The organism is Halanaerobium sp. DL-01 (assembly GCF_003338615.1).
Lineage (GTDB): Bacteria > Bacillota > Halanaerobiia > Halanaerobiales > Halanaerobiaceae > QPJE01.
Map to the genome: position 1 here is coordinate 46,701 of NZ_QPJN01000006.1, position 21,545 is coordinate 68,245.

20 protein-coding genes are annotated in these 21,545 nt (G+C 33.9%); 5 read left to right on the forward strand and 15 right to left on the reverse strand.

What is annotated here, in order from left to right; genetic code table 11:
* Positions 1 to 238: 238 nt before the first annotated feature.
* The 7 genes from DER71_RS03495 to DER71_RS03525 form a co-directional block, all read right to left on the reverse strand.
* The gene (locus DER71_RS03495; RefSeq protein ID WP_158531787.1) at positions 239 to 652 is read right to left on the reverse strand and encodes a DUF86 domain-containing protein; all 414 of its coding nucleotides are present in this window, start codon (positions 650 to 652) and stop codon (positions 239 to 241) included.
* Positions 653 to 654: 2 nt separating this feature from the next.
* Positions 655 to 1,077 (reverse strand): nucleotidyltransferase domain-containing protein, encoded by a 423-nt coding sequence (locus DER71_RS03500; protein WP_114458822.1) that lies wholly within the window; start codon positions 1,075 to 1,077, stop codon positions 655 to 657.
* 398 nt (positions 1,078 to 1,475) lie between these two features.
* Entirely contained in the window at positions 1,476 to 2,021 is a 546-nt protein-coding gene (locus DER71_RS03505) for a site-specific integrase (RefSeq protein ID WP_114458823.1), read from the reverse strand.
* 127 nt (positions 2,022 to 2,148) lie between these two features.
* The gene (locus DER71_RS03510) at positions 2,149 to 3,255 is read right to left on the reverse strand and encodes a Wadjet anti-phage system protein JetD domain-containing protein (RefSeq protein ID WP_158531788.1); all 1,107 of its coding nucleotides are present in this window, start codon (positions 3,253 to 3,255) and stop codon (positions 2,149 to 2,151) included.
* Positions 3,230 to 7,714, reverse strand: a complete 4,485-nt coding sequence (locus DER71_RS03515; RefSeq protein WP_114474318.1) for a hypothetical protein — start codon at positions 7,712 to 7,714, stop codon at positions 3,230 to 3,232. Before DER71_RS03515 ends, DER71_RS03510 begins: the two co-directional genes overlap by 26 nt.
* Positions 7,698 to 8,471 carry a DUF6063 family protein gene (locus DER71_RS03520; RefSeq protein ID WP_114474319.1) on the reverse strand — a complete coding sequence of 258 codons (774 nt, stop codon included), beginning with the start codon at positions 8,469 to 8,471 and terminating at the stop codon, positions 7,698 to 7,700. Before DER71_RS03520 ends, DER71_RS03515 begins: the two co-directional genes overlap by 17 nt.
* A gap of 1 nt (position 8,472) precedes the next feature.
* Positions 8,473 to 9,963, reverse strand: a complete 1,491-nt coding sequence (locus DER71_RS03525; protein ID WP_114474320.1) for a hypothetical protein — start codon at positions 9,961 to 9,963, stop codon at positions 8,473 to 8,475.
* 313 nt (positions 9,964 to 10,276) lie between these two features.
* On the opposite strand from DER71_RS03525, the gene murQ reads away from it, so the two are divergent.
* The 4 genes from murQ to DER71_RS03545 all read left to right on the forward strand — a co-directional run bounded on the left by murQ (position 10,277) and on the right by DER71_RS03545 (position 14,706).
* Positions 10,277 to 11,179 (forward strand): N-acetylmuramic acid 6-phosphate etherase, encoded by a 903-nt coding sequence (murQ, locus tag DER71_RS03530; RefSeq protein WP_114458828.1) that lies wholly within the window; start codon positions 10,277 to 10,279, stop codon positions 11,177 to 11,179.
* Positions 11,180 to 11,222: 43 nt separating this feature from the next.
* The gene (locus DER71_RS03535; protein WP_114458829.1) at positions 11,223 to 12,647 is read left to right on the forward strand and encodes a PTS transporter subunit EIIC; all 1,425 of its coding nucleotides are present in this window, start codon (positions 11,223 to 11,225) and stop codon (positions 12,645 to 12,647) included.
* A 113-nt stretch (positions 12,648 to 12,760) separates the two neighbouring features.
* Entirely contained in the window at positions 12,761 to 13,822 is a 1,062-nt protein-coding gene (locus tag DER71_RS03540) for a MupG family TIM beta-alpha barrel fold protein (RefSeq protein WP_114458830.1), read from the forward strand.
* 32 nt (positions 13,823 to 13,854) lie between these two features.
* A complete protein-coding gene (locus DER71_RS03545; RefSeq protein ID WP_114458831.1) occupies positions 13,855 to 14,706 on the forward strand; it encodes a MurR/RpiR family transcriptional regulator in 852 nt (283 codons plus the stop codon).
* A gap of 41 nt (positions 14,707 to 14,747) precedes the next feature.
* On the opposite strand, the gene DER71_RS03550 is transcribed toward DER71_RS03545, so the two are convergent.
* The 6 genes from DER71_RS03550 to DER71_RS03575 form a co-directional block, all read right to left on the reverse strand.
* A complete protein-coding gene (locus DER71_RS03550) occupies positions 14,748 to 15,125 on the reverse strand; it encodes a type II toxin-antitoxin system VapC family toxin (protein ID WP_114458832.1) in 378 nt (125 codons plus the stop codon).
* Entirely contained in the window at positions 15,126 to 15,350 is a 225-nt protein-coding gene (locus DER71_RS03555; protein ID WP_114458833.1) for a hypothetical protein, read from the reverse strand. It lies immediately after the preceding gene.
* Between the two features lie 67 nt (positions 15,351 to 15,417).
* Positions 15,418 to 15,909: a hypothetical protein gene (locus tag DER71_RS03560; RefSeq protein ID WP_199505613.1), complete on the reverse strand. Its 492-nt coding sequence runs from the start codon at positions 15,907 to 15,909 to the stop codon at positions 15,418 to 15,420.
* A gap of 69 nt (positions 15,910 to 15,978) precedes the next feature.
* Complete coding sequence (locus DER71_RS03565; RefSeq protein ID WP_114458834.1) at positions 15,979 to 16,233, reverse strand: DUF3343 domain-containing protein; 255 nt, start codon at positions 16,231 to 16,233, stop codon at positions 15,979 to 15,981.
* A gap of 188 nt (positions 16,234 to 16,421) precedes the next feature.
* Complete coding sequence (locus DER71_RS03570) at positions 16,422 to 17,186, reverse strand: acyl-CoA dehydratase activase (RefSeq protein ID WP_114458835.1); 765 nt, start codon at positions 17,184 to 17,186, stop codon at positions 16,422 to 16,424.
* Between the two features lie 13 nt (positions 17,187 to 17,199).
* A complete protein-coding gene (locus tag DER71_RS03575) occupies positions 17,200 to 18,351 on the reverse strand; it encodes a double-cubane-cluster-containing anaerobic reductase (RefSeq protein WP_114458836.1) in 1,152 nt (383 codons plus the stop codon).
* A gap of 318 nt (positions 18,352 to 18,669) precedes the next feature.
* On the opposite strand from DER71_RS03575, the gene DER71_RS03580 reads away from it, so the two are divergent.
* Positions 18,670 to 19,047 carry an aminotransferase class V-fold PLP-dependent enzyme gene (locus DER71_RS03580; protein WP_233487368.1) on the forward strand — a complete coding sequence of 126 codons (378 nt, stop codon included), beginning with the start codon at positions 18,670 to 18,672 and terminating at the stop codon, positions 19,045 to 19,047.
* Between the two features lie 178 nt (positions 19,048 to 19,225).
* Here the strand turns inward: DER71_RS03580 and DER71_RS03590 are convergent, their stop codons facing one another.
* Both DER71_RS03590 and hydG read right to left on the reverse strand, forming a co-directional pair.
* Complete coding sequence (locus DER71_RS03590; RefSeq protein ID WP_147267761.1) at positions 19,226 to 19,558, reverse strand: hypothetical protein; 333 nt, start codon at positions 19,556 to 19,558, stop codon at positions 19,226 to 19,228.
* Positions 19,533 to 21,023 carry a [FeFe] hydrogenase H-cluster radical SAM maturase HydG gene (gene hydG / locus DER71_RS03595; RefSeq protein ID WP_369834983.1) on the reverse strand — a complete coding sequence of 497 codons (1,491 nt, stop codon included), beginning with the start codon at positions 21,021 to 21,023 and terminating at the stop codon, positions 19,533 to 19,535. The genes DER71_RS03590 and hydG overlap by 26 nt, the downstream gene beginning before the upstream one ends.
* Positions 21,024 to 21,545 lie beyond the last annotated feature (522 nt).

Sequence of the window (21,545 nt, forward strand, 5' to 3'; positions counted from 1 at the left end):
AATATTTTTCTGTAGGACTAAGGTATATTTTAGAAATTGTAGACTATGATGTGGATATTATGAAACAAAAAGTAGATACTATTATTCCTGAAAGGATACTTAAATTAAGAGCAGATTATTCTGCTCTTTTTTTATTGAAATTATTTCCTGCATAAATAATGTGAAAAGTCAATAAATCCCAAAATGCTTCAGCATAAATAGCTATATTTTTTTAATCTAATCAACATTAATTAAACATCTAAGAAATATAATCTCTGTACCATTTAAATATAGCTTTAAGATCAGAAATATTTTCTTTAATAATTCTCAACAGAATCTCTGGATCAATTTCTGCATAATCATGAACAATAATATTTCGAAACTTTGCCATTCTAATATAATCGTCAGCATTTTCTTTTATTATATTATTATCCGCCAGTATCTCAATAATTTCACTGTTAAATTTAGGGTTACCCAGCCGCTCATCACTTATAATATGACTCCCAATATCGAGTACAGCTTCTACAGCCAGATGCAGAGTCCTTTCTAAGTATCGAAATAGTATTTTGTCTGCAGCCAGCTTTTTGAATTCTAGATCTCTATATTCATCCAAATCATTTATATATTCTTCTAAATGTATTAATTTCTCTTTAACTATTTCTACATCTACCACAGTTAAAACCCCTTCCCTAATTTTTTTTCATAAATATCATAAAATCTCTTCATATCTATATAATTTAAAATAGCTTTTTTCTCCAGCTTTACTCTTCTGCTCTGATCAGTACAGTAAATCAACTTACCATCCAAAATCTTATGTTTTAACTTAAGATCAGCACTAACAAAATCCACAATGTCGATATTTCTTCCAAGCAGTTTCTCCAGCCCAGCCATAAATTCTAATTTTAAATTGAATTTTTCAAACTTATCAGCTGCCTCAAAATATATTAAAGCCAGATCTAAATCACTATTATCATTAAATCTATCCATATTAAAAGAGCCAAAAATATAAACAGCTGAAACCTCAGTATATTTAGAAAAATATTCTACCACTTTCTTTTCTATTTCTTCTCTATTTAACATTTTACCACCAGACTGCATATGTCTCACCTTCTTTAAAATGTACTTTCTTCTGTCAACTTATTTTCTTTCTGACTTTCCCCATTTTTTATATACTGCTGCAAAAAGGGGAGATGCAGGAATATTGAAATTTTTAGTCAATGAATCTTAACGAAATGAAGGAAGAAATAGGGTTGAACTACAGGATGGAGTGAGCTAATCATGAGTCAGGAGGACTCATTGATTAGTGTGCCCTATTTCACACCCGAATTGAGTTTTAGATAAATCTAAAAATTTCATTGATGACTAAAGCCCCCTTTTTGCAGCTTGAAAATAAATTTTTGGGAAACTCCTAATTTTCTTTTTCTATATTATATCACTTATACTGTATTTTATAAATTCAATCTGCAGAATAATCAATTTTCGATCTATTCTAATGTCTAAAGAGAAAAATCCTCTATTGATTCATCAATTATATCCTGAGTTATACCGATATAGTCTAAAGTTATTCTGGGTGAAGAATGGTTAAATAGTTTCTGCAGCAGTGCTACATCTTTATGCTGTTTATAATGGTGGTAGCCAAAAGTCTTTCTTAGGGAATGACAGGCAATCCTGTCAAGTCCAACTTCTTTCCCAGCACTACTCATAATTCTGTATGCCTGAAATCTTGTTAGGGGTTTATTGGTACCAATCCGGCTCTGAAATAAATACTCATGATCTTCCATATCTTTGATATATTTATCCAACTCACACCGCAAATTTGAATTAATTAAAAATCTCTTATTTTTAGAAGTCTTCTCTTCTTTAATGACAATATGACTTTTATTACGTACATCTTTAACCTTGATTTTAAGCAGATCTCCTATTCTAAGTCCGGTGTTAATACCTAAAACAAAGAGAATATAGTTTCTATAACTTTTTTTCAGCAATAATTTTTTAATTTCTTCAATTTTTTCTTTATCTCGAATTGGCTCAACTTTATTCATTTTAACCTACCTTTCAGCAAAATATTGCTTTTACATCTTTAGTATACCACCTCTCACATGAAATTTTAAGTAATTTTTCCATTATTATCTATTTATAATAATTAAAAACCGCTCCCAAAAGGAACGGCTAAACAAAATATTTTTGATAAACTTCCAGTGTTACAAGTTCCTGGGGCAGACGCAAATCATTTTCCCAGGCCTGCCGCAGCTCTGCAGCCATATTAGCAAATCCCTGCTCTTTAAATTCAGCCAGCACCTCTTCTAAAACTTTCTGCTTTTTATGCTGCCGCTTTTGAGATGGGTAAAAATTATCTGTTTCATCTAATAGCAGCTGATAATACTCACCCAGTAATTTAATTTCAAACTCAGGATATTTATCTTTCAGAGAAGTATAAATTGCCAGACCTTCTGGATCAAAATCACCAGCATAGTAAATATTTATACTGTTCAGCACTTCCTGCCGCTTATTATTTCGCAGACTAACTCCCAGCAGTTCTTCCAGAAAAGAAAAACTTCTGATAATCTTTTTCCCCTGACCATAAATAACAGTATCAAAACCTCGAGCAAAAATATCAATCCCAGCAGCCAGAGCCTTTTTGGCACCGATAAAGGCTGAATGGTTTTCCATAATTAAAATATTACTGATTTGAGTTGGATCCACTGTCCAGTAAACAAAAAGGTGATTGTACTGCTGGGCCTTTAAGTCAGCCAGACTCAAATTTAAATTGCTGAGAAGCTTCTTTCCCTCAGCTCGACTTAAATATTTCTCATCTGCAAATATTTCCAGAGAGCGTTCCTCGCGGCTGGCCCATTCCCGTTTAGATTTACTATTTAAAAATTCCACCAGCTTAAAAAGCTTCTGCTTTAGCTCCCCTGTCTGCTCAGCCGGTCTTTTTAGATAATAGCCGAGGTCAAGCTGGCGGGAGAGCTTTAGAATATCTTTATCTGACCAGCCCTTCGGCTCTTCTCTGACCAGAGTCCAGCGTTTTTTAAGCTGTGGCTGGCGCTGATTAAAATCAGAACTTTTAATTGTTTTTATTTTATTTTCTGCTTCCAGCTTTTTTAACAGCTTAAAGAAAGTCTGGTAGCCACCGGCTGCCTGATAGGGAGATGCTCCGCCCAGTCTGGTTTTAATAAAATTTTCTAAATCAGCCAGCTGAAAGCGGAGCCTGCCGTCCAGCACTTCCCTTTTATATTTTTCGAAAAGTCTAATCCACTTTTGCTCGTCTTTCACCATAAATCACCTGTCCCTGTACAACTCCCTGATTACGCTCAGTATCCCCAATCTCTAAGGCCCAAAAAACCGGAAAGCGCTCACTAATTTCAGTTTTGATAATCTCGGGAGCAGCAAATGTTATCAGCTGAAAATTAAGCTTATCAGCAATTTTGAAAATCGGATCCAGCACATGAGCTGCCGAAGCCTTACCAAAGGGATTATCCAGAAAAAGCACTGTCCAGGGATTTGATTTATCAAAGCGCTGTTTTTTGTAATTTAAAAGCATCATCATCATAAAAGCATTTATAGAAAGGGACTGACCACCACTTCCTTCAGGTCCATTACCCTTGCCCTGAATAACGGATTCCCAGTCAGAATAAAAATAATCCTGAGGACGGGCATGAAGAAACTCATTCTTTTCCGTCATCTTATAGACCTGAAGTACTGGATATCGTCCCCGCAGAGCTCTGGAAAATAGAGCTGTATCTCCACAGTATTCCTTCAGCTTATAATCAGGCAGCTGTTCAACATCAATCTCCTCCCGGTTAAATTTGTTGATCAGCTCTAAAAAATATTCCTTAAGTTCAGCTGTAACCTCATCTTCATTATCAGGCAGCAGATCATCCCGGCGCAGTTTAACTAAGGGAAAAGCAAATCCCCTCCTGTTGTGATATACCATATTGCTGATCATTTCTTTCATTGAAGTTACAAGCCGCATTACTTGGATTGCCGAGCGCTCTGCCCACTGCTGTCTTGCTTCTTCTGCCTCCCTTTTGTTGCGGTCAATTGTATTCAGCTCATTATTGATATATTCTTTAAATGAATTTAACATCTCAAAGTTATACTGATAATCACTTACTCTAAAATTATGCAGCAGTTTTTCATTAATGCTGTTTTTTAAAGTATTATTTTCCACCACATCTTTAACATCATTTTTAAATTTATAAAAATTATCTTCAGTCTTTTCTCTGAGATTTTTGAGCTTATTTTCAATATTTCTATAATCATTCTCCCAGCTCTCAATTACTGCCGCCGGTGAATCCTTAAGTTCTTCCTTAACTCCGACATTGAGTTCCCCTTTAGCTGCATCAAGCTGATAATATTCCAGCTTATTGATTAAATTATTATATATCTGCAGTTTCTCTTTATAATTTAAAATCATCTCTTCTAACTTTGAAAGATATTCTTTATTTTCACTCAACCCTTTTTTGATTTCTAACTCTTTAATATTAAGGTCAACCTCTTCCCAGCTCTGAACAGAACGCTGAAACCGTTCTTTTATTTCAGCTGACTTTTCTTCCAACTCGTTTTCCAGTGTTTCCAGCCGACCACTGCGGACCAGAATTTTTTCCTTCATCCTCTGAGCTTCCTGAGCAGTTTTTTTGAGCTGTTCTTCTATCTCTTCCAGGGCAGATTTAAGCAAATTCTGATTTTTGAAATCATAATTTCTCTCTTCCCAGTCAGCTGCCAGCTGCTTTAATTCAGCTTTCAGCTCATTGATCTCAGCTAAAACTTTCTGCAGTCCCTCTTCTAAATACTTAAGCTCAGCTGCTTTTTCTGCTTCTTTTTTCTGCAGTAATTTAATCTCCTCATAATTTTGATATACTCTGTGCTGCTGAAATTCAAATAGTTCCGGATACTGCTTTTGCGCAGAAATATTTAGCTCTTCTTTCCGATATTCAGCCTTAAACTCAGCTCCGTAATCACTTATCATTTCATTTAAGCTGACTGCCAATTCCTGCCAATTTTGAAGCCAGTTCTGATAATCATTTTCCAGCCTGAGTTCTTCTTTCTGCTTCTTGTTCCGCTCAGATTTGTTTTCACTAAGCATTCTGTCCAGGTGTTCAATTTCAGCCAGTGCTTCCTGATAGCTGTTTTCTTTCTTTTCCAGCTCTTTTTTAGCTTCAAGATAATCCTTAACTTTTTCCTGATTTGCTTTAAGCTCATTTAGCTTTTTTTCTTTCTTTTGATATTCTTTATTAAGAACCCGGATCTTTTCGGCTGAATTTTTAATTTTCTGCTCATATTTTTTCATCTCACCCTGTAGAGATTCCAGCTTATATTCTTCTTTTTCCAGTTTGGTCTTAATTGCAGCCGCTGACTCTTCGGCCAGCAAGGTTTCTGCCTGATAATTCAGCTGATTTAAGTTTTTTATTTTTCTCTCCAGAATGGAAATTGTTTCTCTAACCTCAGCCTCTTTATTTTTAAGTCCGCTCAACCACTGTTCAAAATTATTTTTATCTTCAATAAAAGTCTTTTCTTTACCGGTAAGCAGTTTAAAAGACAGTTTAGAACCACTGCTGTCCAGCCTGTGATTGATAAAAATTGGTACTGCAAAATGAGAAATTTCATCTAAAGAAATATTAGCTTTAATTTTTTCCCAGTCTGATTCATAAACTACCACCAGCCCATAAGGAAGCAGTGGATAGTCATTTAAATATTTCCCCCGATCATCAGCCAGCTCAAATAGAAATTCACTTCCATAATAGACGCGGATATCAAGTTCTTTGATTTTCTGATAGAGTCTTTTTTGTTCTAAACTGGACACCCAGTATTCTCTGTCATTTAGGTTTAAATCAAGCTGGAGTTCAAACTTATCTGCATTCAGTTCCTGCAGGCTTTCTTTTTTTTCGTTAATTAATTTTAAAAGCTCATTTTTCTGCTGCTGGAGCCACTGCTTACTGTAAAATTCCTCAAATTTATTAAGATTTAAGCTTTTTATAAGCTGAGCAAAAATCTTATCTTCTGCCTGTTTCTGTTTTTTTAGTTCTGTTTTTAAATTTTCAATCCTGCCTGTTTCAGCTGCAGCTTCAACTGCCTTCTGCTGTTTTTTATCCTTCAGTTTTTCTGTCTGCTCATGTTCTTTTTTTAAATCTTCTTCCAGCTTTTCCAGCTTAAGATTTATATTATTTATATCTTCTTCCACATTCTGCAGCAGATAGTCCGGAGTTTCCAGCTCCAGTGGATTAAAAAAGCGGGCCAGCCCTTCTTTTTTCCTGCATAAATTTTTCTCAAGATGCTCATATTCTAATTTCAGCTGCTGTTCACTTCTTATTTTTTGCTCTATATTATCTTCCTGTTTCTCCAGTTTATTAATCTGCTGCTCAAGATATTTTTGATAGGAATAGTAAGCAGCAGCTGAGTTTTTAATTCTGCTGTTTAAATCCCTGCTCTTATCTGCTGTCTGTTTTTTTAAACGCTTAATTTCTGCTTCCAGATCTTTAAATTCTGATCCTGCTTTAAGAGATTTGATCTTTTCTCTTTTTGCGGCAGTTTCTGATTTTAAATTTTCTAAAATGAGATATTTCTGATTCAGCATTAACTGAAGTTTTTCTGCTTCTATCTCCTCAAGCTGCTGCTTAATTTTCTGATGTTCTGCTTCAGCTTTTGACTGCTCTAATTTTAAACTGTTTAAATCACGCAGTTTTTTAACATACTTTAAATTCTCAGCCTCAAAATTAAGTTCTTCAATTTTGCTTTCAGATTTCTCCTTTTCCCGCTGACTGCGGCGCAGTTCATTTTCTAAAAAAGTTTTACTATCTGCAATTCCTCTGAGATAATTATTTCCCCTCTCTCTGATCATTTCCCCTGTTTCGTTAAGCCGCAGTCCTTCTTCAGCATTATTCAATAGGGGATCTGCCATCTGGGATAAGGTTTTTAAATCTTCTCTTCTGGATAAGAGTTCCGGCAAATTGCGTGCAATCTTTACATTATCCACAAAAATATTGAGCAGCGAATTCTTCTCCGGGTCATTATAATAGCTGATACTCTCACTGACAGCCGGGATAATCAGCTGATCAAAAAGTGCCTTATTATCCTTAGCCTGGGAAAAATATTTTTCCAGGCCCCCCTCACTGCGGTTGATATTTTTCATGATTTCCCACTCAGATCGGTAAATACCGTGGCTGCTTAAATACTGATAATATTCTGAATTAAGGCTGGAAACTGCTGTTTTGGAATATTTGATAAAATCAGCCCTGTTCTGATCAATAAATTCTTCCAGACTTTCATATTGAAGAACCTGATCACTGCTTTTAGTGTAAAGAGGAAGATTAGTCAAACTAAAGCGGCTCTCGCCCTGGTATTTGTGGGTATATAAAAAATATTTTAAGCCGACTTTTCCTTCTTCGTCAGCTGTACTCTGCTGTTTATGGGCGGAGACACAGATGCCTGTTAAAAGTTTTTTGTCATCACTGCCGTCAAGCCTCCACTCCAGGACTACATGAAAGGTATAGGGCTGAAAAACCTGGTAGCGGTCGTAAAACATTCCCTCCAGCTTATTCCCATTCATTTTTCCCCAGGCAGTTCCCGGAAGCAGCAGCTGTGAAATAAGCTGCATCATTACACCTTTACCACTCCCGTTCTGCAGAGTAAAAAGTGTGTGATCAGACTCCAGATCAAAAATAGAATTGCGGTGCTGTTTCTGAAATCCGTCATATTTATTGCCGGTAATCCTAATTTTACTCAGTCTGGGCATGTTCTTCTTCCTCCTTTAAATCTTTTCTGCTTTCTAAAATTAATTCCATAAATTTATTATATCTCTTCTGATTGTGGTAAAGATTGTCCAGACGCTCATATAACTCTGCTTTGGGTATCAGCCTCAGCTCATCAGTCTGGTCAATAATCAATCCCTGCTCACTCAGCGGCTTTAAAGCTGTGTTAATAAAAGATAGGCGGTTTCCTTTAGTTCTCGTCACATCTACCTTTTCTTCTTTGTTCAATCTGTATTCGCTGAACTCTGTCAGCCACAGCTCTGCTATTTCCTCAACTGCAATAGACCAGTTTTGAGTAAAGTTTTCGTCTTCTTTTTTTCTATCCAGCCAGCTTTCCAAAGTTGCAGTTACCAAATCAGAAAGCCTGTGATAGGAAATTCCTTCTTCTTCCCAGCGTATTCGGACATGACTCTCTTTATCAACCTCAGCTAAAAAGACGGAAATAATAATGTTGGCCAGATAAAAATAGCGCTTTCGCTTTAAACCGGAGTACTCCTGCTTCATCTGGGTATAGGAATTGGCAAAACTTGAGCCTCTAGCCTTTGAGACCAGATGCACATTTTTGGCTGTCGAAAAAACTCTTAAGCCTGCTTCAGCAGCCATGGTATTAACAATATTGTGTATTTCACTGTTTTTTCTGTACTTTTCTGCCAGTGGATCAGAAACTGAAAGAATCTGTTCCTCTAATAATTTGAAAAATAGGGCAGCTCCATTTTCTAATTCTTCCTGGTTAAATGCCATTTTAATCTTCCTCCAGATAAATTTTATAAGGTGAGATAATAAACTGATCAAGCAGATTAACTTTTTTGCTGCTGTCTGTAAGCCTGGCTGATATTTTTCTGCCTTCCAGTTCTGCCAGTTCAGGCTCAGCTTTTACTAATTTATTGAATAAAAGCAGCCGTTCATCCAGACCGGGATATTCTTCTACAATCCTTAACCTGATATCGGTAATAATAAACATCATAAACAATTCTAAATTAATCTGCTGGCTGAGCCACTTCTCTTGCTGAGCTGAACTCAGCTTATTTAATTCAGTCAGCTTAAATTCTCCCTCTTTAAGCAGTTTAGCAAAAACATCCTGCCACAGCCGAACCACCAGCTCCCAGTCGATTTCCCTCTCCGGTGCTGATTCAATTTCCACAGTTTCTATTTCACCTTCACTTTCTTCCAGATAGCTGTAAAGCTGCTGTTCTGACCAGGCCCAATCTAAAGGAAAGATAAAGTCCTGCTCAGGTGAAAAAAGTGGATTCAGCATTTTTTCCAAATCGTCGATCTTGGGCAGTCCGGATTTAAGCACCATATTCTGCCAGAAATCTTTTTTAAAACTCAAACGAGAAGTCTGCCAGAAAATATCGGGGTTTTCTCTCCTCAGCTGCAGTTCTAAAGATAAATTAGAAACTGTAAGCTCAGCCAGATAATCATGAAGTGCTCTTGCCCTCTCCAGCTCTTCAAATAGAAGTTCTCCTTCTTTTTGATCAGCATTTTCAAAACTGTCCAATCTGTCCCGCCAGACAAAAATATCACTAAAAACTTTTTTTTCCTCTTTAAACTGTTCCCTGACTTCAGATTCTGTCCTTCTCCGGCGCTCTTTATAAGCAGAAAATATCAGGCCGGGATTGCGCAGAATATCTTCTCTCCAGTCTTTTTCTTTCTTGATTAAATTGCGTACTCTTGCAATTAGATTGCTGACACTTCCTTTTGCTTCTTTAAAGTTGCCGTTTTTAATCAGCTGCAGAGTATAGAACTGTTCTAAGTCAAAACCAAATTCCTGCAGAATCTCACGGGTAATAAAAATTATTTCCTGTGAAATCTCAGAAAGCCTGTAAACTGTGCTGCCACCCTCCTGCCAGCTGGAAGCTTCTCTGTCAGGAATTAAATAGCGGTATTTAAAATTTTTAAAACTACCAGCAGTTTCATCATATATTTTTACATTAAAGTAAGACTGCTGTCTGGGATCACCTGAATAAAGAACTCCATCTACCAGTCTTTCTACTTCTTCTAAATTTATTTCCAGCTGCATTTCTTTTAAAATTTCGACAGTCATCTGGATTAAATCACTTCGGCTGCGCTGATCGTTATTATTTATCTCTCGTTTAAAAATTTTAAGCAGTAGATAAAGGGCAATCTGATGGGAATATTCGTTCAGTGAACCAGCATCCATTCCCCTACCCAGCTCAGCTACTGCTTTGGTTTTTTTTAGCCGCTCATGTAAGCCTGTATTTGCTCGATCCATATAATCCTCTCCAGATAATAAAATTAGTATATTATTAGGTTTAATGTCTTGAAATATATTATATCATTTAAAAATCATTTGACAAAATACAAAATTTTTAAATATAAATGCTCTTTTTATTCTTAAATATTATACTCTTCAATTAAATATTATACTCTGGAACATATTTTGACTCTATTACCTCTGTCTAATAGAAGTTTCCACTCCTTTTTGAAAATATATTTCGTAAATTTAAAAAATACTTGAAAATATATTTCATAAATGTTAGGCTTGTATTAATAAATGAAAGAATATTTTGAATGGAGGCTTAAAAATGAAAAACAATCTCAATGATCTGGTAACAGAATCAGTAAATGAAAATTCTAGAAATATTGATAGAGTTGGTACTAAAGAAATAATAGAGATTATTAATGAAGAAGATAAAAAGGTTGCTTATGCTGTAGAAAAGGAAAAAAATAATATTGCAGAAGCAGTTGATGCTATAAGTAATGCCCTAAAAAATGGCGGAAGATTAATCTATATAGGAGCCGGCACAAGTGGTAGACTGGGAATTTTAGATGCCTCAGAATGTCCTCCCACATATGGAGTCAACACTGAAATTGTACAGGGTTTAATCGCAGGTGGAGAAAAAGCCATACAAGAATCAATAGAAAATGCAGAAGATAACAAAGAAGAAGCTGTTGCCCAGCTTGAAAAAATTAATTTTAGTAAAAAAGATGTTTTAGTAGGCATTGCAGCAAGTGGTACAACACCCTATGTTATCAGTGCATTAGAATATGCAAGATCCTTAAAAGCAGCTACCGTCTCCCTTAGCTGTAATCCTGAGTCACCAATAGCAAAAATTGCAGATATCTCTATTGCACCTGTTGTTGGCCCTGAGGTAATTACAGGTTCTACCCGCATGAAAGCTGGAACTGCACAAAAGATGGTTTTAAATATGCTGACAACTGCTTCAATGATAAAACTCGGAAAAGTATATGAAAATTATATGGTTGATCTACAGGTTAAAAATAAAAAGCTGGCAGAAAGAGCCAAAAATATGATAATGGAAGTAAGTGAGGTGAGTTATCAAAAAGCAGAAGAATTTTTGGAAAAAACAGATTATCAGGTAAAACTTGCAATTATGATGATTAATACTGGACTAGAAAAAGAAAAAGCTAAAAAAGAATTAGAAAAATATGAAGGGCACCTTGCTAAAGCAATTAATAATAATTAATTATCTCTAATAACATCAGCAATATTTTATGAGGAGGAAAATAATGAAAAACGAAAATCTCGTTAAGGAAATTGTAGAAAAATTAGGTGGAGAAAAAAATATTCTTGCTGCTACAAATTGTATGACAAGATTAAGACTTGACCTAAAAGATCAATCTAAAGTTGATCTTAAAAAGTTAAAGGCTATTGAAGGTGTTATGGGAGTTGTGGAAGATGATACTCTGCAGATAGTAGTTGGTCCCGGTACAGCAAAAAAATGTCTTGATATCTTAAATAATCAATATAATATTGGTTCTGATATTAAAGTTGGGGAAGATTGGAAAAAAAACAAAGAAACAATTAAAGGCAGACAAAAACAGAGTAAATTTAAAGAAGGATTAAAGACTATTGGAAAAATATTTATTCCTTTGATTCCCGCAATAATAGCTGCAGGTATTTTTAATGGATTTTCTGGTCTAATAACAAATCTGCAGAATACTGGAAATCTGCCAGCAAATCAGTTCTGGAACATAACTCAATTACTTTTATCTCTACTTGGTGGCTCATTTCTTGGCTACTTTACAATCTTTACTGGTATCAATGCAGCCAAACAGTTTGGAGCAACAGAAGGTCTGGGTGGAATGATCGGTGCCCTAACAGTAATGGGACAGATAAACGAAATATCACAATCTATCGGTATGTTCGATTCTGCTTCTCCACTTAATTCTATCTTAAGATCTGGTAAAGGTGGAATCATTGGTGTTATCATCGGTGTTTATATACTGGCCTTTTTGGAAAAGAAAATAAGAAGAATAGTACCAGATGTTCTAGATTTAATAGTTACTCCAGTAGTAACCATGCTAATTATGGCAGTTGCCATGATCTTTATCGTAATGCCGATCTCAGGAATTTTATCTGACTGGTTGGTAGGTGCATTAACCTTACTTGTAGCTTCCGAAAACCCTGTAATAAGTGTTATCTCTGGTTATGTTCTTTCAGCAGTATTTTTACCAATGGTTTTACTGGGACTGCACCATGGCTTGATTCCTATTTATGCTCTTCAATTAGAAAATATGGGGGGTGTCTCATTATTCCCTGTATTGGCCATGGCAGGTGCTGGTCAGGTAGGTGCAGCTATTGCAATTTATCTTAAAGCTAAAAAAACAGAAAATCACAAATTAAAACAGATTATTTCTGGTGCACTTCCTGCCGGAGTTCTTGGTATAGGTGAACCGCTTATCTATGGTGTCACACTTCCTCTCGGAAAACCATTTATCACTGCAGGCTTGGGAGCAGGGTTTGGTGGTGCATTTGTAATGGTGCAGAATGTAATGGCGGGTGCCTGGGGCCCATCTGGTATATCAGCAATCCCACTGATGCAGCCTGATTCAATACTCAACTACTTTTTAGGTCTTATCATTGCTTATATAGGTGGCTTTGTAATTACACACCTCTTTATAAGAGAAGAAGAAGTTGCAGAACTTAAATAAATTTAAATAAGTTAAAGAGATCAAATATAGACTTTCTCATCTTCTCTTTAAGGTGGGAAAGTTTATAATATAATTAAAAATACATAAATACTAAAATGAAAGGAATATTTTTAATGCTGGGAATATCGCTTTATGCAGGACTTGATTTAAACTTAGAAGAAAATATAGATTACCTTAATCAAGCACACAAACTTGGAATTAATAATATATTTTTCTCTCTCCATATACCTGAAGTAAATAAGAATTTTCTTAAGGAAGCAAAAATACTTTTTAAAGAAATGAATAAACTTAACTTTAATATAACTGCAGATATATCTAAAAAATATTATGAGAAATTAGATCTCTCTCAATTTAATCTGAATGCCCTCAGACTTGATTTTGGATTTAAAAGTAAAGAAATTGCCATTTTAACTAAAAATAATGATTTTAAAATTAATATTAATGCAAGCACAATTACAGAAAAAAATTTGGAAGAAATAATTAAACATGGAGGAAAATTAGCAAATATAGAAGCTTTTCATAATTATTATCCCAGACCAGAAACTGGAATTTCTAAATCGCTTTTATTAAAAAAGAACAATATATTTAAAAAATATGATATAGAAATTGCTGCCTTTATTCCAGCAAATTACAAAAAAAGGCCCCCCATAAAAGCTGGCCTGCCTACTCTGGAAAAACACAGAAAACTATCACCAATAATTACCGGCCAGGATTTATTAAAATCAGGAGTCGATAAAGTATATATTGGAGACAGCAGAGCTTCTTTAGAAGAATTAAAAGATTTTTCTTTAATTAGAAAATATGATAATATAATCCCTATAAAGATATTAACTAAGCTCAGCAGAGAAGAAAAACGATTAATTAATTTAGAACATATAAATCGCCAGGATCCTGGTGAATACATGATCCGCTCCAAAACAGCACGCAAAAACAAAATAGAAAAAATTGAAACAAATAATACAATAAAAAGATTTAAATATTCTCTAACAATTGATAATTATAAATATAAAAGATATGAAGGAGATTTACAGCTCCTTAAAAAAGATTATCCCGCTAATAAAAAGATTAATGTATTAGCAGATGCAGGTGAAGCTGCTCTCATTATAGAAAAAATAAAAGAAGGAGAGACTTTTAAATTTTTAATTAAAGGAGATGAAAGTTCAATCTGCCAGTAAATCTCGTAAGTTTATAGAGGAGGTCAAAACTAATGAAAGTACTATTAAAAATCAAAAATATGTATAAAGATCTAACAAAAACGGAACAAAAAATTGCTGATTATATATTAAATAATAAAGATAAAATAGTAAAAATGTCAGTGAACGAAGTGGCCAGAGCCACTGGAAGCAGTGCAGCCTCAGTAGTTAGATTCTGCAAGAAAATTGAATATCAGGGGTTTCAGGATTTTAAAATCGAATTAATTAGAAATTTAAGAGACTTGGAAAATAATGATGATATCAAAATTTACGATGATATATCAGTAGAAGATAGTATAGAAAATATCATGCAAAAATTATCTTATGATAATAGAAAGGTAATAAAAAATACCATAGATCTATTATCTGTAGAAGAACTAGAAAAAACAGTTGATGCAGCAGAAAACGCAGATAGAATATATATTTTCGGTATTGGAGCATCTGGTCTAGTAGCCATGGATCTGCAGTATAAATTAATGAGGGTCAAAAAAACAGTCATCTATTATCCTGATACACATGCACAACTATCATCTGCTGCAAACATGGATTCTAATGATCTGGCAATAGCAATATCTTATAGTGGAGAAAGCCTCGAAGTATATAATGCTCTAAATACAGCTAAAAAAAGAGGCGCCATAACTATCGCTATCACTAAATATGGAGAAAATCCATTAAATAAAATGGCAGATATAAAATTACAGGTAGCCGGAAGCGAAAAAAATCTGCGCCTTGGTGCTATAACATCTCGTATAGCTCAGCTTACAGCAGTTGATATACTATTTGTAGCATATGCAAAAAATGACTTTGATAAAATAAACGAATACCTTAAAAACACCAGAGAAAGTGTAGAAGCCTTTAAAATATAAAACCGCTCCCAGAAGAAGCGGTTTATACACAAATCCATTTACTATTTAAATGGATTATATAATTTAATGTTTTTTATATTAATAAAATCATTCTCATTTCTTGTAACTAAAGTAAAACCATTTCCCAGAGCAGTAGCGGCAATAATTGCGTCAGGTAATTTTATTTTGTATTCACGTCTTAAAGAAATAGTTTTATCTGCTATTTTATCATTTATATTATATATAGAAGAATTTAACAAAAATTCCTGTGACTTTTTAAAAGAAACCGGAGTATGTCGAGGGAATCCTAAGAATTCCATCTTTGTTATTATAGAAATGTTAAAATCATTTTTTAAAATATTAGTTATATCTTCAAAAGAATATTCAGGAATATTATTATTGAAATAATAAATTAAAATATTAGTATCCAGCAAATACATCTAGAATCTCTCCCATTCGTCTCTCATATTCTTTAAATCCTTATCCAATTCATCTAATTTGATATCCATAACTCCTCTATACTCTTCTGGATTAAATTCTTTCTTTATCACTTCTTCTTCAATTGGTAAGATTAATATTTCAACTTTTTTATTTTTAAGTTCTTCTGGAAGTTTAATTATAGATTCTATATCATTACTACTGATTATTTTTCTTACAAACTCCATCATTTATACCTCCCAATTTTTACTTAATTTTTTAACTTTATAATGTCCTCTAATACTATTATACCACCTATAATATTTTTATTAAACTTATATAAATATGAGAATATATTTCAACAGGCAGTGCTTTTTTATCAGTTAGAGCAGATATTTCAAAAGTATCATAGCCTTTTTCAGTTTCACCTTTGCTGCCATCTCTAACCCGATCAAGAGCTTCTAATTTTTTGCTATATGGTTTAACTGCATCTGATTTGTCACAGCAGAAAATAGTATTATTATCAACATGAGGCCTTACTTCATTTATATATTTTTCAATCAAGTCTTCCTGTTCATTAAAATTTTCCAGATCTCTGGATAAACGCTCAACGGTCTTTTTTAAAAGATTATCTTCTTTTAAGGATCTGCCAATATTACTTAAAAGTACTGATTGACTATCTAATAGTCCGTAAATTATTTGAGATATGAATTTAGTTTTAGGTTTTGATAAGTCTTTTGATAATTTTTTAAAGAAATTACTTACTTTTCGTTTAATTTCATAGATTAATCTGGTATAATTAGTCACGGTGAAACTACTTTATATAATAGTTAAAAACCGCTCCCAGAAGAAGCGGTTTATACACAAATCCATTTACTATTTAGAAATGTTAACAAAATTATCTCCATCAATTTTATAAATAGCTTCATATTCTATATTTTTTTCTTCACATAAAGCCCGCACTTTTTCTAGATCCTGATCATTAATTCTTCCTGATAAACCACAGGAAGAGCTTATATGACGGGGAACGGGAGTGATTCGCAGATTTATTTCTGCAGATTTTAACTCTCGTTCAAATTTCAAGGCCAGATGTGTAGAGTAAAAGGTAAATACGAGATTATATTCTTTCAAAATTATAGCTCCTTTACCATAAATTTGATATACCAAATTACTAAAATCATTCTAATATACAAGTAAACAAACAGCTCTAATTTCAACTAAAACAGCCAGGAAAACTCCATCTAAATCTTGTTTTTTATTTAAGTGGAGAGGTTCACAAGCACAAAAATTGTATCTGTAAATTTAAAGTTTAAATTTATTTATGCCATATTTTTTGAAATCAAAGCAGCACCAATAGCACCGGCAAATTGAGAATCCGGGTAACTAAATACTTCTGTTTTTAATTTTTTACTCAACTCATTTTTTATAACTTCACTCTGGGCCAGCCCCCCTGTGAAGAGAACCTGCTCCTGAAAAGTTGTTTTGCTCAATAGAATATTAATTCTATTTATGATAGAGGCAATAATTCCACCGGCAATTTCACTTTTACTAACTCCATCAGCTAAAAGAGAAATTATCTCTGACTCTGCAAAAACAGCACACATACTGCTGATATTGGCTTTTTTCTCGTCTTTGACTATATTATCTAAATTATCAATTTGTTCTTCCAAAGAGTTAATTGTCATCTCCAGAAACTTCCCTGTTCCGGCAGCACATTTATCATTCATTGCAAAGTCAATTACATCTCCAGAATCATTGAGAGATATTACTTTACTATCCTGTCCACCTATATCAATAATAGTTCTAATATTATTATTAAGATAATATCCACCTTTTCCGTGACAGCTTATTTCTGTCACAGTTTTATCAGCAAACTGCTGAGAAACTCTTCCATATCCTGTCGCTACAACTGCTTTTAAATCTTTAGCTTTTAAATTATTCGCCTCCAGTAAATAATTAAGGGTCTCTTCTCCACTTTTCTGTGGATTCCACCCAGTTGGTGCCAATTTCTTATCTATAACCCTATCTTTAAAGAGAACCCCCTTACAGGCAACTGAGCCAATATCAATCCCAATATAATACATTTTAAATCTCCCTTTACATCATTTCTAAAAACGCAGTTAAGCGTGTCTCTAACTGGCCTTTATCTGACTGAGAATAATCTGTTTCAATATTAAGATAAGAAGTATTGGATTTTTTAAGCTCATCTTTAATTCTCTTTGTTTCGACATTATAAGTATGACATGCCTGTAAGACCATATCCACAACACCGTCAACCTGATATTCTTCCACTAATCTATTAATTAGCTCTACCCGATTATCATTGGGACTTATACAGGAACAGGGAGTATTTAAATATTTTTCTGCAATTGCATCGACCGGGCTTTTATCCTCAGATACAGTCTCCTCATTTGGCTTTAAGCCAGTACAGTTTTCCAGACAAACTACAGAACCACCATTATTTTCAATAGCTTCTATAACTTTTAAAGTGGCAGCACCCATTGGACAGCCGGTAACTAAAATCCTGGGTGCATCTGCGCTAATTCGTTTTTCCCCCTTTTTATAGTTTTTTAATATTTTTTCAGTTATTGCTTTAGTTCTTTTATTGGCTATTTCTTTATCAAAGGTATAGCTTGAAATATTTAAAACTTTAAAAATCTCACTGCCATAAATAGGTGAAGGCTTGAGTTTTGCCAGCTCATAAAATTCTTTTAAAGTATTTCTTTCTTCATTTTTAATTTTAATTTCTTCTTTTAAGCGCTGTTCAGTAATTTCTGTCTCAAATTTTTCTTCTAAAGTATCTTTTAACAGCAATACTTCGTTTTTCCAGAAATCAAGATCAACTTCTCTATGCGAAGATTGCGGCAGTTTCATTACATGTACGGGAGTAACCTCATTTAAGTATTCGTACATCTTCTTTTTTCCATCACAGGTTGTCTCTCCAACAATTATATCTGCAAAATGGAAATATGGACATTTATCGGTAATTGCAAATCCATAGCTTGATTTAATAAGTGGACACAAATTTCTGGGCAAATCTTTTTCTGCTTCATCAATAGTATCATTACTGGTACTGCATAATGTTACCGGTACAGCACCAGCTGCCCTTATTACTTCATAAGGTGTAAAGACACAATAAGTTCCAACAACATTTTTCCCTTCTTTTTCTACCATATTTTTCATGACAACTGGACCATGTCCTTCTAATTCTCCATCTAAATTATTGAAAATTTCTTCTATACTCTGCATATTTTATTACCCTCCAATTATTTATTTCATTATTCTTTTATAACCAGTTTACAGCCATATTAGCTGGATTACCAAAAACAGCCAGCAGTCCACCTAAAAGACCCATCATCCCCCAGTAATAATAATGCCTTTTTTACTATTCATTTCTATTCCCCCCAAGCTATAAATATATGTATTATATTTCACAACAATTATAGCATAAATAGTTTGTTTTATAAAGTATTATTATTATTATTATAAAAATTTATTATAATCTATTGAAATAATATCATTGCAGACATATAATAAATATAAATACTGATTGTGAGGAGGAAAAAAATGAATAAAATTTATCTTGATAATGCAGCTACAAGTAAAGATAAAGCTGAAGTAGTTAAAAAAGCAATTCTTAACTATTATGATAATATTGGCTGCAGTCCTGGGCGAGGAGGATACGAAGATTCTCTTAAAGCAGGTCGTTTAATTATTGAATCAAGAAATACAATTGCTGACTTTTTTAATGTAGATGATCTAAAACAGATAATTTTTACTCATAATGTAACCTATGCTTTAAATATTGGAATTAAAGGAATTTTAAAAAAGGGAGATCATGTAATAACCTCAACGATGGAACATAATTCTGTTTTAAGACCATTAAATAGACTGAAAAAAGATGGAATAATAGATGTTGATTACATAAAATGTGATCAGGAATAATTATTTCCTCTTTAAGGGGAATATTGCCTCTAACTAAATAAGGACCATCCTTAATAATTTTAATCTTTTTCTTTTCCATTTTATCACCTAATTAATAATTATTTTTAATTAACTTGTCACTTTAAATAGTATTAGAGGGAGCAGTTTCCCCGCTCCCCCTGATAGTTTTTATACAATTTTAATTATAACATAATTCTTTTATTAAAGAAATAAACTGATCCCAATCATTTTCATTCAGCTGACTGTAGTTTTCAACAACCAGGCCGAGTTTATCATTAACCTTAATTTTTCTCTTATTAACCATCAGTCCTTCATAACCTGCTGTATAAGACCAGCGCCTTCCCCCTTTTATCTGACAGAGATTAAATTTGATATCATAGTCAGCTGCAAGTTTTTTAGACAGCTTATCGATATTTTCTCTGAAAGGAAGTTCAAAATTGATTTCTTTTTTAAGTTTTTTTACATCTAAACTTTTTTCTCTATTTTTAGATGTAGATGTCTCTTTCACCATTTTTAATCCTTTCATAAAAGTTTTTAAAGTCAGCCAGCAGTTTCTTATCCTCAAAAAAGGGGTCATTTTCAATCTGCTTTAATTCTTCCTGCAGAACTTTTTCTCCAACTTCTTTTGTTTCCGGAGAGGCAAAGTCATCAAGCCATTCTCTAAAGGTTAAAACAGCATTTAACTTGCAGAACTTCCCTTCAGTTCCACACTTTAAGAGATTCATGATCTTATCACCGGTTCTGCCGCAGCGGTAACCTGCTGTACAGAAGGAAGTTATCATTCCCATTTCGGCAAATTCTTTAATTACGATATCTAAACCTCTGGTATCTCCCAGCATAAACTGCTGTTTTTCTTTTTCCTGTTCGGTAAGCTGCTCACTGTAAGAACCAATACCCAGTTTTGTTGAAGCATCAGTCTGAGTTGAGCCGCGTTTAATTGCCTCTCTCCTCATCTCTGGAGTTTCTCTGGCTGTAACTATTAAACCAGTATAAGGAACAGCAAGTCTGAGCACAGTTACCAGTTTTTTAAATTCTTCGTCAGATACACTGTACCGGCTGCTTGCAGAATAATCCGTACCACTGGCATCCCTCAATCTTGGGAAGGAAATTGTATGAGGACCTATACCATCAAACTGCTTTTCTAAATCCATTGTATGATACAGAAGACCCATTACCTCAAATTTCCAGTCATAAAGACCAAATAAAGCACCGATTGCCACATCATCAATTCCAGCCTCCATTGCTCTATGCAGAGAATATAATCTCCAGCGATAATTTGATTTGGGACCAGAGGGATGAACTTTATTATAGGTGGGGCGGTGATAGGTTTCCTGGAATACCTGATAGGTTCCTACTCCAACCTCCCACAGTTTTTCTAAATCTGCAACCGTCATTGGAGCTGCATTGATATTTACCCGCCTAATTTTACTGGTCGAATTACCTGTAGGTACTTCGACATCATAAACTGATTTAATAGAATCAACAATATAATCCACATCAGATGCAGGGTGTTCACCATAAACTACTATACTTCTTTTATGACCTTCTTTAACAAGTGCCTCTGTTTCTGCTTTAATTTCATCCATATTTAAAACCCTGCGCTTTTCCTCTTTGTTATCTTTTCTAAAACCGCAGTACTTACAGTTATTAACACAGAGGTTGCTGCAGTAAAGTGGGGCAAAGGTTACTATTCTATTGTCATATACCTTCCTTTTTACCTCAAGTGCCGCTTCATCCATCATTTTTAAAATTTCTGGGTCATCTACATTTAAAAGTTTTGCCGTTTCTATTGGTGAGAGTCTCTCTATATCTAAAGATTTCTGAATAATTGCTTCTACCTCTTCTTTAGAGGGAGATGTATTTTCCTGCAGCTGTCTTTTAATCAGATCTTCATTCATAAAATCTTCACCATCTATTAGATACCTATCAATTTCATCCTGTTTAATTACATTTTCTGCCCATTTCTGTGGTGACATTGTACTCATTTTTTAAAGTTCCTCCTTCAAGATTGCTCTAACAATCTCTGCTTTCATATTCAAAGATTAATGATTCCAATTACCCAATTACCGACTCTGCTATCTGCTTTCAAATTTAGGTCTGCTGCTTACAATAAAGTCCTTATAAAATGAAAATAACTTATCATAAAAGATAAGTTCTAAAAATTAAATAATATCGGTGACTCTTCATGATCAGGAAATCCCCCTTTCAATTAGAACCATATCTTTTGGCACCCTTCAGCTCAGATTTCTCCCAGCTGGCAGGAAATAATTATTTTTTGAATATTATTTTGAAATATTATTCACAATATAATAATAGCACATCTTTCTCCTTCATTCAAGAATATATTCACATAGACTTTCCCCATTTTTTATATACTGCTGCAAAAAGGGGAGATGCAGGAATATTGAAATTTTTAGTCAATGAATCTTAACGAAATGAAGGAAGAAATAGGGTTGAACTGCAGGATGGAGTGAGCTAATCATGAGTCAGGAGGACTC

Excerpts from the sequence above, each read along its gene's own strand:
- DER71_RS03575 (WP_114458836.1), bottom strand. The coding sequence starts at position 18,351 with ATGCAGAGTATAGAAGAAATTTTCAATAATTTAGATGGAGAATTAGAA.
- DER71_RS03500 (WP_114458822.1), bottom strand. The coding sequence starts at position 1,077 with ATGCAGTCTGGTGGTAAAATGTTAAATAGAGAAGAAATAGAAAAGAAA.
- DER71_RS03545 (WP_114458831.1), top strand. The coding sequence starts at position 13,855 with ATGAAAGTACTATTAAAAATCAAAAATATGTATAAAGATCTAACAAAA.
- DER71_RS03505 (WP_114458823.1), bottom strand. The coding sequence starts at position 2,021 with ATGAATAAAGTTGAGCCAATTCGAGATAAAGAAAAAATTGAAGAAATT.
- murQ (WP_114458828.1), top strand. The coding sequence starts at position 10,277 with ATGAAAAACAATCTCAATGATCTGGTAACAGAATCAGTAAATGAAAAT.
- DER71_RS03540 (WP_114458830.1), top strand. The coding sequence starts at position 12,761 with ATGCTGGGAATATCGCTTTATGCAGGACTTGATTTAAACTTAGAAGAA.
- DER71_RS03555 (WP_114458833.1), bottom strand. The coding sequence starts at position 15,350 with ATGGAGTTTGTAAGAAAAATAATCAGTAGTAATGATATAGAATCTATA.
- DER71_RS03535 (WP_114458829.1), top strand. The coding sequence starts at position 11,223 with ATGAAAAACGAAAATCTCGTTAAGGAAATTGTAGAAAAATTAGGTGGA.
- hydG (WP_369834983.1), bottom strand. The coding sequence starts at position 21,023 with ATGTCACCACAGAAATGGGCAGAAAATGTAATTAAACAGGATGAAATT.
- DER71_RS03550 (WP_114458832.1), bottom strand. The coding sequence starts at position 15,125 with ATGTATTTGCTGGATACTAATATTTTAATTTATTATTTCAATAATAAT.
- DER71_RS03525 (WP_114474320.1), bottom strand. The coding sequence starts at position 9,963 with ATGGATCGAGCAAATACAGGCTTACATGAGCGGCTAAAAAAAACCAAA.
- DER71_RS03520 (WP_114474319.1), bottom strand. The coding sequence starts at position 8,471 with ATGGCATTTAACCAGGAAGAATTAGAAAATGGAGCTGCCCTATTTTTC.
- DER71_RS03580 (WP_233487368.1), top strand. The coding sequence starts at position 18,670 with ATGAATAAAATTTATCTTGATAATGCAGCTACAAGTAAAGATAAAGCT.
- DER71_RS03515 (WP_114474318.1), bottom strand. The coding sequence starts at position 7,714 with ATGCCCAGACTGAGTAAAATTAGGATTACCGGCAATAAATATGACGGA.
- DER71_RS03570 (WP_114458835.1), bottom strand. The coding sequence starts at position 17,186 with ATGTATTATATTGGGATTGATATTGGCTCAGTTGCCTGTAAGGGGGTT.
- DER71_RS03590 (WP_147267761.1), bottom strand. The coding sequence starts at position 19,558 with ATGGTGAAAGAGACATCTACATCTAAAAATAGAGAAAAAAGTTTAGAT.